Origin of the sequence: Pseudomonas fluorescens (genome assembly GCF_000802965.1) — a bacterium.
GTDB classification, from domain to species: domain Bacteria; phylum Pseudomonadota; class Gammaproteobacteria; order Pseudomonadales; family Pseudomonadaceae; genus Aquipseudomonas; species Aquipseudomonas fluorescens_A.
The window spans coordinates 350,938-365,042 of record NZ_JSAK01000002.1 but is presented as its reverse complement, the minus strand read 5'-3'; the positions used below and the strand labels follow the sequence as shown (position 1 = coordinate 365,042).

The following is a 14,105-nucleotide window of genomic DNA, read 5'->3' as shown; positions in this document are numbered from 1 at the left end:
CCCGTTTTTCAAGGGCGCCGGTTCACTTGTCTACGGCTGCTTCGCAACCGAGCGGGAGCAAGCTCCCTCGCCACAAATAGCGCTGCCCGGAATATCGCGGGTTATTTGGGGTACAGCGGCGGCAAGCCATTGGCGTCTTCCGAATCGCCGATAGATACGATCACACCACTTAACCTGTGGCGAGGGAGCTCGCTCCCGCTGGGCTGCGAAGCGGCCCCTCATTCGGATACCCGTTTTTCAAGGGCGCCGGATCACTTGTCTACGGCTGCTTCGCAACCGAGCGGGAGCAAGCTCCCTCGCCACAAACTCGCGTTGCTTAGGTTATTTGGGGTACAGCGGCGGCAAGCCACTGTCGCCCGTGAGGTCCTGCACCCGCTCGGCGATCGGGATCGTCCGAATCGCGCGCCACAAATCCTCACCTTGCCAATGCTGGCCGGTTTCGCTGTACAGCGCGCCGTTTAAGCCGTCGAGGGCGTCGGAAAGTGGTACGAAGCGCGCGGCCATGTCGGCCAGGGTTTCCGGTTGTTGCCGGGCCCAGGCGTCGAGCGCCTGACGGGTGGCTTGGGGGTCATTCGCCTGGCAGGCGCGCTTGAGCTCGTCGAGCACGGTGCGCGGGCTCGGGCCGGTTTGTGCGGTGCGCGCGACTGCCGGTTGCCAGCGGGCGCGCCACCAGAGGCCGAAGCCGAGGAGGGTGGTGCAGGCGAGGATCAGGCTGCTGAGCTTCCAGCGCCAGAGGCTTTCGCTGTCGGCACTGGCATTGACCGGGGAGTTGCCGGCCGGGGTGTCGACCATCAGGCTCGGATTGGCCGCCACCTGCAGGGTGCGGGCGGGAAGGCTGCTGTGTTCCAGATGGTCTTCAAAGGTGTTCCACCAGACTACGTCCACCGAGGGCAGCTCGATGGACCCACTGCGGGCCGGCACCAGCGCCTCGCGATCTTCACGACTGCCGACCAGGCCACGATCGGTGTTCTGGTTGCCCAGCACCGGTTGATCCGGATAGCGACGCAAACCGCTCACTTCGGTTCCGGGCAGCGGCGGCAGTTGCGAACTCGCCAGGCCTTCGGCCTTCACGGTAAGGCTGCGGGTCATGGAGTCGCCGACCTGGACGTGCTCGGGTTCCGGGCTCCAGCTCTCGCTCAAGGTCAGGCTACGCGCCGGCAGCCATGGCAAGTCAGCAGGGTAGGTGGTCGGTTTGGCCTTGACCGTCAGCAGAAGCTCGCCGGAGCTGATGCGCATCAGCTTGCCGGATTTCGGTGACTGGGCTGTCGCGTCCTGGGCGGGCTGTGCATCCACCAGTGCGGCATTGAAGATCTGCCCCGGAATGATCAGCTCACCGCTGTGTTGCGGGTAGATCGCGTAGCGCATTTCAATCACGCCGTGGCGCACGCCGTTGATGTCTTTTTCGTAGGTGCGGGACTCGCCCAATTGTTCGATTCGCGCATCGGGAATCTGCAGCGGTGGCAGGCTGCTGTCATCGTAGAGCGACACCGAATGGTAGATACGCAAGGTCAGTATCGCCTGTGCCTGCACGTAGACGCTGGTTTGATCGAGGCTGGCATCGATGAACACCGGCGCCAGTTTGCTCGCGGTGTTTTGGCTTTCGCTTTCGACCACTTGCACGGTGATCGGCTGACTCTCGACGTCGCCCAGCTTCAGCGACGGGATCACCACGCTGCCGTTCTGTAGCGGCAGAAGGGTGACGATCCAGCGGGTGGTCGCCCGATTGTCGCCGTTCAGCGTGGTCAATTGGTTGACCTGACGGGTGCCGCGCACTTCGAACAGTGACTCCAGGGGCGCCAGGTCGGGTTTGCCGAACTGCGTCACGTCACTGGATTCCAGTGTCAGTTCGATCGTCTCGCCAGAGTTCAGGCGGGTGCGATCAACGCTGGCGACCAGCCCCGCAGCCTGGGCCTGAGCGGTCCATAGCAGTGAGGCGAGCATGAAGGCGGTGAAGCGGGTCATCGAGTTTTTCCCTGATCCTGATGTTGTTGCTGTTCGTACCAGAATTTGCGTCGGAGCAATTCTCCCGGATCATCCGGGATCTGTCGCAGCCATTGCTCCAGCGCCTGCTGCTGTTCGTCATCGATACTGTCGCTGGCCGGGCGCATGGGCGGCGTGGTGTGTTGCTCATCCCCCAGTTCGCTGCCCGGAACTTCGTTGGTGCCGGGGCGAGGTGGTTTCGTGGACGCTTGCTCGGTGCCGGGTTTGGCCTGTTGCTCTTCAGACTTCGGCTCACCCGTGCTCGACGCTTGAGCCGTATCAGAGGGGGGTGATTCTGGTGGAGTCTGCGGCTGTTCGCTGGTGGCGTTGTCCGGCTCGGCGGCGGGCGGGGTGTTTTTCTGCTTGAGCAGGCTTTCCACCAAGGCCTTGTTGGTCAGCGCCGGACGCAGGTCGGGTTGGCGTTCCAGTGCCTGATCGTAAGCATCCAGCGCCGCTTCGAGCTCGCCACTTCTGGCCAGGGCATTGCCTCGATTGTAGTGGGCGTGGGCGTCGTTGCCTTCGGCGAACCGCTGGGCGGCGCCGCTGTAGTCGCCGGCTTCATACAGGGCAACGCCTTGCCACTGGTGATCTTCGAAACGCTGCGCGGCTTCGGCCGGGCGTTTCTGCTTGAGCAGATGCTGGCCCTGCTGGTCGGGACGCAACCACAGATCCTGGAACTCGAAGGCATAGCTCGACTGCGGCACCAGCCATAACAACGGCAGGCACAGCAACCAGCCGCGGCGGCCAGCACAGGCCGCCAGCAACAGCAGCGGCAACAGCAACCAGTATCCTTGATCGGCCCAGGTGTCGAGACGCAGGGTCTGACCGTCATTGCGCAAATGTCGGGGACCATCGAGCAGACCAAGGGCACGCAGGTCTGCGTCGCTCAAGCGCGCGTGGCGATAACGTCCATCCAGGTCGTTGGCAAAAGCTTTGAGGCCGGGCTCGTCCAGGTGCGGCACCAGAATCGCGCCCTGTTCGTCCTTGAGGAAACTGCCGTCCTCCTGGGTAATCGGTGCGCCTTCGGCGGTGCCGATGCCGAGCATCAGAAACTGCGTGGACTTGCCGCTCAGCTCGCGGCGAATTCCCAGGCGTTCTTGTTCTGTCAGGGACGAGCCGATCAGCAGGATGCGGCCATCACCGAGGGCGGCTTGATCTAGCAGCGTCAGGGCTTTGCCCACCGCCAGATCCGCGCGATGGCCGGTTTCGGGCATCAGCGACGGTTTGAGGGCGTCCAGCAGATTGCGGCTGGTGGACAGATCATCCGACAGTGGCACGAGGGTGTGCGCACTGCCGGCATAAACAACGATCGCCGTCTGCGCGTCGCTGCGGTATTGCAGCAGGTCGAAGAGCTTGCGCCGAGCCTGTTCCAGGCGATTTGGCTGAACGTCGGTGGCGAGCATTTCCGGGGTCAGTTCGAGGATCACCACCAACGGGTCGGCGGGTTTTTGGCTCAGTTGCTCGACACGCTCCCAGCTTGGCCCGAGCAGCGCAAATATCGTCAGCAGCCAGGCCACGCCCAAGGCGATCCACGGCAGCTTGCTGTCGCGGCCATTGCCACCACTGAGCAACACCGCATGAAAAGCGGGCGGCAGAATCATCTGCCAGCGTCCGGCGCGCTTCTGCCGATGCCAGAGTTGCCAGAGCAACCAGCCCAACAGCGGCAGCAACAACAGCCACCAGGGACGGAACCAGTAAGGCCAGAGCGCGCTCATCGGCGCCTCCGCAGACGCAGGCGATTGAGGCGCTGACGCCAGTCAGGCAGTTGCGATTGCAAAAACAGATCCTTGGTAAACAGGCGTTGCAGCGGGTTATCCGGCCAGAGCTCGCGGATCACCAGCAGAATGCTCATTAGCAGCGCCATTGCCAATGGCCACTGATACAACGTTTGGGCCGGGCGGGCCTGAGTCGGTTGCTGGGTCACGGGTTCCAGTTGGTCGAGGGTTTCCTTGATCGCTTGCAACTCCTTGCCGTCGCGGGCGCGGAAATAGCGCCCACCCGTGGCTTCGGCGATTGCATTCAGCGATGGCTCATCAAGGTCCAGGCTCGGATTAATTCCCAGAAAGCCCAGCGTGCCGCTTTGCTCCGGGTCGGCGCCGATGCCGATCGGGTAGATTTTCACCCCTTCTTTGGCCGCCAGGCGTGCGGCGGTGATCGGGGCAATCTCGCCGCCGTTGTTGGCGCCGTCCGTTACTAGAATCAGTACGCGGCTTTGCGCCGGACGTTGTCGCAGGCGCTTGAGGGCCAGGCCGATGGCATCGCCGATAGCGGTGTTTTTGCCGGCAATGCCGATGCGCGCTTCATCGAGCCAGACGCGCACGGTGTGCCGGTCGAAAGTCAGTGGCGCTTGCACGTAGGCCTGGCTGCCGAAGAGGATCAGGCCGACGCGATCGCCTTCGCGACTTTCGAGGAAATCACCGAGCAAGTGCTGGACCAAGGTCAGGCGGCTGACGTCTTCGTCCTGCCACTGCATGTCAGGGAAATCCATGGAACCGGACACGTCCACCGCCACCAACAGGTCGCGACCGCTGGCGGCAATCGGCAGCGGTTCGCCGAGCCATTGCGGGCGCGCGGCGGCGGTGAGCAGCATCAACCACAACAGCAGGAACGGCGCTTGTTGGCGCCAAGCCGGCAGGTTCGCGCGGGCACGGCGTCGGGCGAGGCCTTCGAGGTCGCCGAGGAAGCTGACCTTGAGCGCCGGTTCGCCACTGTCGGCGACCGGCAGCAGGATGCGCATCAGCCACGGCAGCGGCAGCAGCGCGAAGATCCACGGCCAGGCGAACTCAAACATGTTTGCGAATCCAGGTATCGACCGCCTGAGTCAGGCCAGCGATGGCTTTATCGTCGAGTTTGCATTCGGGCTTGTAGGCACCTTCCACCAACACCATCCAGCGGGTCAGACCGGCCGCCGGGCAGCGGTTGTCGAGGAATGCCAGCCATTTGCGACCGTTGAGGGTATGGCTCTGGCTGTACGGATAATGGTTGCGGCACAGGCGTTTGAGCAGGCCGTTGAGTTGTTGCAGCCAGGCACCGGCGGGCGCGCCATCGTAGGGCTTGGGCATCAGCGCCAGTTCTGCCAGCGCGGCAACGCGCACCGGGTCCAGGGGTTGCTCGGCGCGAACGATGGGTTTGCGGGCAGGAATGAAGCGCCGCAGCTTCCACAGGCCGAATCCAATGGCAGGCAGTAACAACAGCAGCAACCACCAACCCGGCGCCGGCGGCCAGAAGCCGATTGCCGGCGGGGAAATCAGCGGTTGCAGTTGATCAAGGCTGCTCATCGACCTTTCCCCGGTTTCTCTGGGTTGAGGTATTCGCGCAGTTGCTCGACCATTTCGCTCTGGGTGCTCAATGGCATCAGCAATACCCGAAGCTTTTGCGCCAGCAATTCCCAGCGAGCGATGCGTGTTTCGGCCTGGGCACGATAGGTCTGGCGCAATTCGAAATTGAGTGTGTCGAGTTCCAGTTGTGCGCCGCGTTCGGCAAAGCGCAGCAGGCCGGCAGCGGGCAGGGCGTGGTCCAGTGGATCGGACACCGGCAGCAGCAACAGGTCGCAATGGCGCGACAACAGGCTTAGTTGCTGTTCGGCACTCTCGGACAAGGCGCGCTCGTCGCAAATCACAATGACCAGGCTGCCGGGACGCAACACTTCGCGGGCACGACGCAAGGCAATGCCAAAGGCATCGCGGTCCGGCTCGCTTTCGGTGTGCAGCGATTGGTTGACCCGCACCAGCCGGTTGAGCAATTGCAGCAGGCTCTGCTTGCTGCGCCGGGGTTTGATTTCGTAGTGCTCGTTGTCACCGAACACCAGCCCGCCGACGCGATCGTTGTGCCCGAGCGCGGCCCAGCCAATCAGGCTGGCGGCCTGGGCGGCCAGCACGGATTTGAACATCAGTCCCGAGCCGAAAAACAAACGACGGCTCTGCTCGACCATGATGAAAATCGGTCGTTCGCGTTCTTCGTGGAACAACTTGGTGTGCGGTTCCTGGGTTCGCGCGGTGACGCGCCAGTCGATGGTGCGCACGTCGTCGCCGGCCTGATAGACCCGCACCTGATCGAAATCCACGCCACGGCCGCGCAACTTGGAATGGTGCAGGCCAATCAGCGGGCTGCGCTGGCTCGGCGTGGAAAACAGCTGCACTTCGCGCACGCGATGACGCATCTCGATCAACTCGGCGAGCGTGATGCGGATACCCGGTTGGGGCGGCAGGAGGGCGTTCATCGGGGTCAAGCGACGGCTACGACGTCGAGAATCCGCTGGACCACCCGGTCCTGGTCGATGCCAGCGGCTTCGGCTTCAAAGGACAGGATAATGCGGTGGCGCAACACGTCGAACAGCACCGCTTGAATGTCCTCCGGGCTGACGAAATCGCGCCCGGCGAGCCAGGCGTGGGCCCGGGCACAGCGGTCGAGGGCGATGGAGCCGCGAGGGCTGGCGCCGTAGGCGATCCACTCGGCCATCTCGGGGTCGAACTTGGCGGGTGTGCGCGTGGCCATGACCAGTTGCACCAGGTATTCCTCCACGGCATCGGCCATGTACAAGCCGAGGATTTCCTTGCGTGCGGCAAAAATGGCCTGCTGGCTGACTCGGCGTTCGGGTTTGGTTTCACCGTTCAACGCTTCGCCACGGGCCTGTTGCAGGATGCGGCGTTCGACGGCGGCGTCCGGGAAGCCGATTTTCACATGCATCAGGAAGCGGTCGAGCTGCGCTTCGGGCAACGGATAGGTGCCTTCCTGCTCGATAGGGTTCTGCGTAGCCATCACCAGGAACAGCGGCGACAACTCATAAGTGCTGCGCCCGACGCTGACCTGGCGCTCGGCCATGGCTTCGAGCAACGCCGATTGAACCTTGGCCGGCGCACGGTTGATTTCGTCCGCCAGCACCAGGTTATGGAAGATCGGGCCTTGCTGGAACACGAAGCTGCCGGTTTCCGGACGATAGATTTCCGTGCCGGTGATGTCGGCAGGTAACAGGTCGGGGGTGAACTGGATGCGATGGAACTGCGCTTCGATGCCTTCTGCCAGTTCTTTGATGGCCTTGGTCTTGGCCAGGCCAGGAGCGCCCTCGACCAGCATGTGGCCGTCGGCAAGCAGGGCGATGAGCAAGCGCTCGATGAGTTTTTCCTGGCCGAGAATCTGCGTTGAAAGAAAGGTTCGCAGCGCTAGCAGCGCTTCACGATGTTCCATCGATGACTGTTCCTGGAAATGGAAGGCCGAGGTCGTGCGTAATACGCCAGGGCTGGGGGCGTTACTTTAATCCATCGCGGGGTGCGGCGACTAACGGCATTTTGTGCAAAGTGCGGGAAATGGTTGGGGCAGATAGCGGATTTTTGTAGCAGGGGAGTGATTGGGTGGCTGTGCCGGCCCTATCGCGAGCAGGCTCACTCCTACATTGAAGGTGTACGACGATCTATTGTAGGAGTGAGCCTGCTCGCGATGAAGGCAGATCAAGCGCCTCAAATCTGGCTGATGAAGGTGCCAGTACCGTCAAGAATGTTCTTCAGGGTTTCCTCAACTTCCGCCATATCCACCATGTCCGGGTTGAAGGTGATCTCCAGCACATCATCCCCATTCAACGCATCGGCATCCGCTGCAGCGATTTCGATCTTCAGCAGGGTAGGGCTCAGAGTGACTTTCACGCCGTCCAGCGTCGACGGCTCGCCATCCAGAGTTATTTCCAGCTCATCTTCGTCCGGATATCGGCTCATCAGGAACATTTCGCCCTTTTCGCTGTGGCAGCAGAGCATGGCCATGTTGTCTTCTTCGTCATCGCACGGGTTGACGATCAAGAGGGCGGTGGTCATTTGCATGGGTAGTTCCTGGCTCGACGAGCGTTGTGAAAACGAACAAAACGCGATTCTGCCAGCCTCGTGGAATTTCTGCTCGTTTGAGTGTTAGAGAGCGTGTCGTGAACAAGCAAAGTGTTGCTGGTCATTTCTGGTACGGATGTACCGTAAAACCGGACGGAAAACCGCCGTTTTCCTGTGCGGCTGCTAGTGTTGTTCGAAGCGTGCGCCCTGAGCAGCGTACCGTTGACCGAATATGTCGCAGCACCGCAAGCACGGGCCTTGCCGCACTCGTTAAGCTGCGCAACGGATGAGCACCCGTAAAGACATTGCGCTGCACACAGCCCAGTCGTTTTTGCAGATGCCCATTCACGGAAGGTGAATGTGACCAGAGTGTCCCGTCCAGCTTCACCCACCTGTCACCCTGTTTCCTCTGCCCGAGAATCAGGAACCGGGTGACGGCTAGCTTTGAAACGTAGCCCCGAAAGGGGTTTCGCGCGACGCTTCCATCAATAACAAGCCCAAGCGGAGTACCACAGATGGCGTTCTTCACCGCAGCCAGCAAAGCCGACTTCCAGCACCAACTGCAAGCGGCACTGGCGCAGCACATCAGTGAACAGGCACTGCCACAAGTGGCGCTGTTCGCTGAACAATTCTTCGGCATCATTTCCCTGGACGAGCTGACCCAACGTCGGTTGTCCGACCTCGCTGGCTGTACCCTTTCTGCGTGGCGCCTGCTTGAGCGCTTCGATCACGCGCAACCGCAAGTGCGCGTCTACAACCCCGATTACGAACGTCACGGCTGGCAGTCGACCCACACCGCGGTCGAAGTGCTGCACCACGACCTGCCATTCCTGGTGGACTCGGTGCGCACCGAGCTGAACCGTCGCGGCTACAGCATTCATACCCTGCAAACCACTGTGCTGAGCGTACGTCGCGGCAGCAAGGGCGAGCTGCTGGAAATCCTGCCCAAAGGCACCCAGGGCGACGACGTGCTGCAAGAGTCGTTGATGTACCTGGAAATCGACCGTTGCGCCAACACCGCTGAATTGAACGTGCTGACCAAAGAGCTGGAACAAGTGCTCGGTGAAGTGCGCGTTGCGGTGGCCGATTTCGAGCCGATGAAAGCCAAGGTCCAGGAAATCCTGACCAACCTGGACAGCAGCAAGTTTGTCGTCGATGCCGACGAGAAAGCTGAAATCAAAAGCTTCCTGGAATGGCTGGTGGGCAACCACTTCACCTTCCTGGGTTACGAAGAATTCGTGGTTCGCGATGAGGCCGATGGCGGCCACATCGTCTACGACCAGAACTCCTTCCTCGGCCTGACCAAATTGCTGCGCGCCGGCCTGACCTACGATGACCTGCGCATCGAAGACTACGCCGTGAACTACCTGCGCGAACCGACCCTGTTGTCGTTCGCCAAGGCTGCGCACCCAAGCCGAGTACACCGTCCGGCTTACCCTGATTACGTGTCGATCCGCGAAATCGACGCCGACGGCAACGTCATCAAGGAATGCCGTTTCATGGGCCTGTACACCTCGTCGGTGTATGGCGAGAGCGTGCGGGTCATCCCGTACATCCGCCGCAAGGTCGCGGAAATCGAGCGCCGTTCCGGCTTCCAGGCCAAGGCTCACTTGGGCAAAGAATTGGCTCAGGTGGTTGAAGTGCTGCCGCGCGACGATCTGTTCCAGACCCCGGTGGACGAGCTGTTCAGCACCGTGATGTCGATCGTGCAGATCCAGGAACGCAACAAGATTCGCGTGTTCCTGCGCAAAGACCCGTACGGCCGTTTCTGCTACTGCCTGGCCTACGTGCCGCGTGACATCTACTCCACCGAAGTGCGCCAGAAGATCCAGCAAGTGCTGATGGATCGCCTGAAAGCCTCGGATTGCGAGTTCTGGACTTTCTTCTCCGAGTCCGTGCTGGCCCGCGTGCAACTGATCCTGCGCGTTGACCCGAAAAACCGTATCGACATCGACCCGCAACAGCTGGAAAACGAAGTGATCCAGGCCTGCCGCAGCTGGCAGGACGATTACTCCGCGCTGACCGTCGAGACCTTCGGCGAAGCCCACGGCACCAACGTGCTGGCCGACTTCCCGAAAGGCTTCCCGGCCGGTTATCGCGAGCGTTTTGCTGCCCACTCGGCTGTGGTCGACATGCAGCACCTGCTGAACCTCAGCGAAAAAAATCCGCTGGTGATGAGCTTTTATCAGCCGCTGGGCCAGGTCTCCGGTCAACGTGAGCTGCATTGCAAGCTGTACCACGCCGATACCCCGCTGGCACTGTCCGACGTGTTGCCGATCCTGGAAAACCTCGGCCTGCGCGTGCTGGGTGAATTCCCGTACCGCCTGCGTCACAACAACGGCCGCGAGTTCTGGATTCATGACTTCGCGTTCACCGCAGCCGAAGGGCTGGAACTGGACATCCAGCAACTCAACGACACTTTGCAGGACGCGTTCGTCCACATCGTGCGCGGTGATGCCGAGAACGATGCGTTCAACCGTCTGGTGCTGACCGCCGGCCTGCCATGGCGCGACGTGGCGCTGCTGCGTGCCTACGCCCGTTACATGAAACAGATCCGCCTGGGCTTCGACCTCGGTTACATCGCCAGCACCCTGAACAACCACACCGACATCGCTCGCGAATTGACCCGGTTGTTCAAGACCCGTTTCTACCTGGCGCGCAAGCTCAGCAGCGACGATCTCGAACAGCGTCTGGAACACGCGATCCTGACTGCGCTGGACGACGTTCAGGTACTGAACGAAGACCGCATCCTGCGTCGCTACCTGGACCTGATCAAGGCGACCCTGCGTACCAACTTCTATCAGACTGACGCCAACGGCCATAACAAGTCGTACTTCAGCTTCAAGTTCAACCCGCACTTGATTCCTGAGCTGCCGAAGCCGGTGCCGAAGTTCGAAATCTTCGTCTACTCGCCGCGCGTCGAAGGCGTGCACCTGCGCTTCGGCAACGTGGCCCGTGGTGGCCTGCGCTGGTCTGACCGTGAAGAAGACTTCCGTACTGAAGTCCTGGGCCTGGTAAAAGCCCAGCAAGTGAAGAACTCGGTGATCGTGCCGGTGGGTGCGAAGGGCGGCTTCCTGCCGCGTCGCCTGCCACTGGGCGGCAGCCGTGACGAGATCGCGGCCGAGGGCATCGCCTGCTACCGCATCTTCATTTCGGGCCTGTTGGACATCACCGACAACCTGAAGGATGGCGCCTTGGTGCCACCGGCCAACGTCGTGCGTCATGACGACGATGACCCGTACCTGGTAGTGGCCGCGGACAAAGGCACAGCGACCTTCTCCGACATCGCCAACGGCATCGCCATCGACTACGGCTTCTGGCTGGGTGACGCGTTTGCGTCCGGTGGTTCTGCCGGTTACGACCACAAGAAAATGGGCATCACCGCCAAGGGCGCGTGGGTCGGCGTACAGCGCCACTTCCGCGAGCGCGGCATCAATGTCCAGGAAGACAGCATCACTGTCGTGGGCGTCGGCGACATGGCCGGTGACGTGTTCGGTAACGGCTTGTTGATGTCCGACAAGCTGCAACTGGTTGCCGCGTTCAACCACCTGCACATCTTCATCGACCCGAACCCGAACCCGGCGACCAGCTTCGTCGAGCGTCAACGCCTGTTCGACCTGCCGCGTTCGGCCTGGTCGGATTACGACACCAGCATCATGTCCGAAGGCGGCGGCATCTTCTCGCGTAGCGCGAAGAGCATCGCGATTTCCCCGCAGATGCAGGAACGCTTCGACATCCAGGCTGACAAGCTGACCCCGACTGAACTGCTGAATGCCTTGCTCAAGGCACCGGTGGATCTGTTGTGGAACGGCGGTATCGGTACTTACGTCAAGGCCAGCAGCGAAAGCCACGCCGATGTTGGCGACAAGGCCAACGATGCACTGCGCGTGAACGGCAACGAACTGCGCTGCAAAGTGGTGGGCGAGGGCGGTAACCTCGGCATGACCCAATTGGGTCGTGTGGAATTCGGTATCAATGGCGGCGGCTCCAACACCGACTTCATCGACAACGCCGGTGGCGTGGACTGTTCCGACCACGAAGTGAACATCAAGATCCTGCTGAACGAAGTGGTTCAGGCCGGCGACATGACCGACAAGCAACGTAACCAATTGCTGGCGAGCATGACCGACGAAGTCGGTGGCCTGGTGCTGGGCAACAACTACAAGCAGACTCAGGCATTGTCCCTGGCTGCTCGTCGTGCGTTGCCGCGAATTGCCGAATACAAGCGTTTGATGAACGATCTGGAAGGTCGCGGCAAGCTGGATCGCGCCATCGAGTTCCTGCCGTCGGAAGAAGCGCTCAACGAGCGTGTCGCCGAAGGCCATGGCCTGACCCGTGCCGAGCTGTCGGTGCTGATTTCCTACAGCAAGATCGACCTCAAGGAGCAACTGCTGGGCTCCCTGGTGCCGGACGACGACTACCTGACCCGCGATATGGAAACCGCTTTCCCGCCGACTCTGGTGAGCAAGTTCTCCGAAGCCATGCGCCGTCACCGTCTGAAGCGCGAAATCGTCAGCACCCAGATCGCCAACGATCTGGTCAACCACATGGGCATTACCTTCGTTCAACGACTCAAAGAGTCGACCGGCATGAGCCCGGCGAACGTGGCCGGCGCTTATGTGATCGTGCGTGACATTTTCCACCTCCCGCATTGGTTCCGTCAGATTGAAAACCTGGACTACAAGGTTTCCGCCGACGTGCAGCTGGAGCTGATGGATGAGTTGATGCGTCTGGGTCGTCGCGCCACGCGCTGGTTCCTGCGTGCCCGTCGCAACGAGCAGAATGCTGCCCGTGACGTCGCGCACTTCGGTCCACATCTGGCGGCGTTGGGCCTCAAACTCGACGAATTGCTCAGTGGCGAGATCCGCGAAACGTGGCAGACCCGTTATCAGGCGTACGTCGAAGCCGGTGTGCCAGAGTTGCTGGCGCGCATGGTGGCTGGCACCACGCACCTGTACACGCTGCTGCCGATCATCGAAGCTTCCGACGTGACTGGCCAGGATCCTGCCGACGTGGCCAAGGCGTACTTCGCCGTGGGCAGCGCGCTGGACATTACCTGGTATCTGGCACAGATCAGTGCTCTGCCGGTTGAAAACAACTGGCAAGCCCTGGCCCGTGAAGCGTTCCGTGATGACGTCGACTGGCAGCAACGTGCGATCACCATCTCGGTGTTGCAACAGGGCGACGGCACCCAGGACGTGGAAGCACGCTTGGCGCTGTGGATGTCGCAGCACGAGAGCATGATCGAACGCTGGCGCGCCATGCTGGTGGAACTGCGTGCCGCCAGCGGTACGGACTACGCCATGTACGCGGTGGCCAACCGCGAGCTGCTGGACCTGGCGTTGAGCGGTCAAGCGGTGGTGCCAGCCACTGTCGTCGCCGAGCTGGAACCGGCGGCCTGATCAGGCGTTGAATGAAAAAGCCCCGCATTGAGAGATGCGGGGCTTTTTTATTATTGGGCTTATTTGATCGGTTCTTTATGCAGCCGTTGGTTTTTTAGTACATAAGCAGGCTAGTCGCGAGGCGCCGCGTTTCTGTCGATTATTTGCAAGTCGAATGTTGTGTTTTCGCCCACAGTATCGTGAAAGCAATAATGGTCACGTGTTGGATCCAGCAGGACTTTTTTAATGATTCCTGCGTTGCGTGCTTGAAGGTAAACGGTTGGATTGTCGGTGGTCATATCGTCCAGCGTAATGATGTTTAGTTCAGCGTCCAACAAATTGAATGACGTGGTGTCACCCCCAGCTGCTGGAAATGCCCCCAAAGAACCGTCACTGTTTTTACTGATGTATTTATTTAAGTAACGTGGGGTCAAAATTTGCAGGTTGTAGTAATCGTCATAACACCTGAAATGTAGCAACATATCGATGGGTTCGTTCCAGCCGACTTCGCCCGGCCTGGGTTTCCGATAACCAATGCCCATGCCAGGTCCCAAGTTGTTGGTGTCATAGTAAGGGCGGGACCAACTGTCATTACGAGTGGCAATCGTATTTGCGAAGAGTGCGGGATGTTCTTTCAAGTAAGCTCGATGATATATTTTCTCGAAAAAAGTCATTCTGAGTGCATTGCATTTTATTTTAGCTGTAAAAGAACGCTGCTGATTTTCACTCATATGTTCATCCTTGAATATTTGATTGTTTTGTTTGGCTTTAATAGTGGCTTTGCGCTTATGCAAGTTAATGAGGTGTAAAGCGTTGCGCGCCAGATTCAAGGTAACGAAATTTTGATTGTGTGGCTTAGGTTAATCGTGTCGCAATGATAGGGCGGTAATACAATATTTGAATTCGATGCAGATCTCTGTGGGAGCGGGCTGGCCCG

Annotated in this window: 9 protein-coding genes; 1 reads left to right on the top strand and 8 read right to left on the bottom strand. The window is 60.4% G+C overall.

The window, feature by feature from the left end:
* Positions 1-321 precede the first annotated feature (321 nt).
* The 7 genes from NL64_RS03090 to NL64_RS03060 all read right to left on the bottom strand — a co-directional run bounded on the left by NL64_RS03090 (position 322) and on the right by NL64_RS03060 (position 7,787).
* On the bottom strand, positions 322-1,962 hold the full coding sequence (locus tag NL64_RS03090) for a BatD family protein (protein WP_034146687.1): 1,641 nt from the start codon (positions 1,960-1,962) through the stop codon (positions 322-324).
* Positions 1,959-3,695, bottom strand: coding sequence for a tetratricopeptide repeat protein (locus tag NL64_RS03085; protein WP_034146686.1), 1,737 nt, complete (start codon positions 3,693-3,695; stop codon positions 1,959-1,961). The genes NL64_RS03090 and NL64_RS03085 overlap by 4 nt, the downstream gene beginning before the upstream one ends.
* Positions 3,692-4,771 carry a vWA domain-containing protein gene (locus NL64_RS03080; RefSeq protein ID WP_034146685.1) on the bottom strand — a complete coding sequence of 360 codons (1,080 nt, stop codon included), beginning with the start codon at positions 4,769-4,771 and terminating at the stop codon, positions 3,692-3,694. The genes NL64_RS03085 and NL64_RS03080 overlap by 4 nt, the downstream gene beginning before the upstream one ends.
* Complete coding sequence (locus NL64_RS03075) at positions 4,764-5,258, bottom strand: DUF4381 domain-containing protein (protein WP_034146684.1); 495 nt, start codon at positions 5,256-5,258, stop codon at positions 4,764-4,766. Before NL64_RS03075 ends, NL64_RS03080 begins: the two co-directional genes overlap by 8 nt.
* The gene (locus tag NL64_RS03070; RefSeq protein ID WP_034146683.1) at positions 5,255-6,199 is read right to left on the bottom strand and encodes a DUF58 domain-containing protein; all 945 of its coding nucleotides are present in this window, start codon (positions 6,197-6,199) and stop codon (positions 5,255-5,257) included. Before NL64_RS03070 ends, NL64_RS03075 begins: the two co-directional genes overlap by 4 nt.
* Before the next feature lie 5 nt (positions 6,200-6,204).
* Positions 6,205-7,164, bottom strand: coding sequence for an AAA family ATPase (locus NL64_RS03065; protein ID WP_003218556.1), 960 nt, complete (start codon positions 7,162-7,164; stop codon positions 6,205-6,207).
* A 269-nt stretch (positions 7,165-7,433) separates the two neighbouring features.
* Positions 7,434-7,787, bottom strand: a complete 354-nt coding sequence (locus NL64_RS03060) for a hypothetical protein (RefSeq protein ID WP_034146682.1) — start codon at positions 7,785-7,787, stop codon at positions 7,434-7,436.
* Positions 7,788-8,302: 515 nt separating this feature from the next.
* Between NL64_RS03060 and NL64_RS03055 the strand changes: the two genes are divergently transcribed.
* Complete coding sequence (locus NL64_RS03055) at positions 8,303-13,189, top strand: NAD-glutamate dehydrogenase (RefSeq protein ID WP_034146681.1); 4,887 nt, start codon at positions 8,303-8,305, stop codon at positions 13,187-13,189.
* Positions 13,190-13,299: 110 nt separating this feature from the next.
* Here NL64_RS03055 and NL64_RS29995 read toward each other — a convergent pair whose 3' ends face one another.
* Positions 13,300-13,899 (bottom strand): hypothetical protein, encoded by a 600-nt coding sequence (locus NL64_RS29995; RefSeq protein ID WP_155292708.1) that lies wholly within the window; start codon positions 13,897-13,899, stop codon positions 13,300-13,302.
* Positions 13,900-14,105 lie beyond the last annotated feature (206 nt).